The sequence below is a fragment of the Parvibaculum sp. genome, assembly GCF_035511255.1.
Lineage (GTDB): Bacteria > Pseudomonadota > Alphaproteobacteria > Parvibaculales > Parvibaculaceae > Parvibaculum.
Map to the genome: position 1 here is coordinate 1 of NZ_DATKFR010000418.1, position 1,671 is coordinate 1,671.

The following is a 1,671-nucleotide window of genomic DNA, read 5'->3' on the forward strand; positions in this document are numbered from 1 at the left end:
CCCCCGCCTCCCCCCGTGCTAAATCAGCGCCCATCAAAATGCCTTTGAGGAGCGCTGCCCCATGACGAAAACCCGCACCGAGACCGACACATTCGGCCCGATCGACGTCGAAGCGGACAAATATTGGGGTGCGCAGGCCCAACGCTCGCTCGGCAATTTCAAGATCGGCTGGGAGAAGCAGCCGCTTCCCGTCGTCCGGGCGCTCGGCATCGTCAAGCGCGCCGCCGCCGAAACCAACATGGCCCTCGGCCGCCTCGATCCGAAGATCGGCGAGACCATCGTCAAGGCCGCGCAGGAAGTCATCGAAGGCAAGCTCGATGCGCATTTCCCGCTCGCCGTCTGGCAGACGGGCTCCGGCACGCAGTCGAACATGAATGCGAACGAGGTGATCTCGAACCGCGCCATCGAAATGCTCGGCGGCGAGATGGGCTCGAAGAAGCCAGTGCATCCGAACGATCACGTCAACATGTCGCAATCGTCGAACGACACCTATCCGACGGCGATGCACATCGCCTGCGCGGAGGAGATCGTTCACCGCCTCGTGCCGGCGCTGCAGAAACTCCGCAACGCGCTCAACGACAAGTCGCAGGCGTGGAAGGACATTATCAAGATCGGCCGCACCCACACGCAGGACGCGACGCCGCTGACGCTCGGCCAGGAATTCTCGGGCTACACGCAGCAGGTCGAGAACGGCATCGCGCGCATCGAGCAGTCGCTCCCGGCGCTGATGCAGCTCGCCCAGGGCGGCACCGCGGTCGGCACCGGCCTCAACGCGCCGATCGGTTTTGCCGAGAAGGTGGCCGAGCGCATCGCCGCGATCACCGGCCTTCCCTTCACCACCGCGCCGAACAAGTTCGAGGCGCTCGCCGCCCATGACGCGATGGTCTTCAGCCATGGCGCGATCAACACGGTCGCCGCCTCGCTCTTCAAGATCGCCAACGACATCCGCCTGCTCGGCTCCGGTCCGCGTTCCGGCCTTGGCGAACTCTCACTGCCGGAAAACGAGCCCGGCTCGTCGATCATGCCGGGCAAGGTCAACCCGACGCAATGCGAGGCGCTGACGCAGGTCTGCGTGCAGATCTTCGGCAACAATGCCGCGCTCACCTTCGCCGGCTCGCAGGGCCATTTCGAATTGAACGTCTACAATCCGGTGATGGCCTACAATTTCCTGCAGTCCGTCCGGCTGATGGCGGACGCCGCCGTGAGCTTCACCGACAATTGCGTCGTCGGCATCGAGCCCCGCACCGACAACATCAAGGCGGCGCTCGAACGCTCGCTGATGCTCGTCACGGCGCTCGCGCCGAAGATCGGCTACGACAACGCGGCCAAGATCGCCAAGACCGCGCACAAGAACGGCACGACGCTGCGCGAGGAGGCCGTCGGCGGCGGTTACGTCACCAATGAGGAATTCGACGCCGTCGTGCGTCCCGAAAAGATGATCGCGCCGGAGTGACATGACAAAATCAGGTCATCCCGGCCCTCGCGCCGGGATCCAGATGCGTCATATGCCGAGCAAGCGGCACCTGGACACCGGAACAAGTCCGGGGTGACACCGAAGGATGGTGCAATCATGCCCGCCGAGATCAAGCGTTCCGTTACCATCGCCGGCCACCGCACCTCGATTTCGCTGGAGCGGCCCTTCTGGGATGCGCTGAAGGAAGTGGCCTGCAC

General features: G+C 64.3%; 2 protein-coding genes. Both read left to right on the forward strand.

Annotated features, from left to right (window positions below; translation table 11 throughout):
- Positions 1 to 61: 61 nt before the first annotated feature.
- The gene (gene fumC, locus VMR03_RS15810) at positions 62 to 1,453 is read left to right on the forward strand and encodes a class II fumarate hydratase (protein WP_325406906.1); all 1,392 of its coding nucleotides are present in this window, start codon (positions 62 to 64) and stop codon (positions 1,451 to 1,453) included.
- A 117-nt stretch (positions 1,454 to 1,570) separates the two neighbouring features.
- Positions 1,571 to 1,671, forward strand: a 101-nt coding sequence (locus tag VMR03_RS15815; RefSeq protein WP_325406908.1) for a ribbon-helix-helix domain-containing protein, incomplete at its 3' end; no start/stop codon positions are given.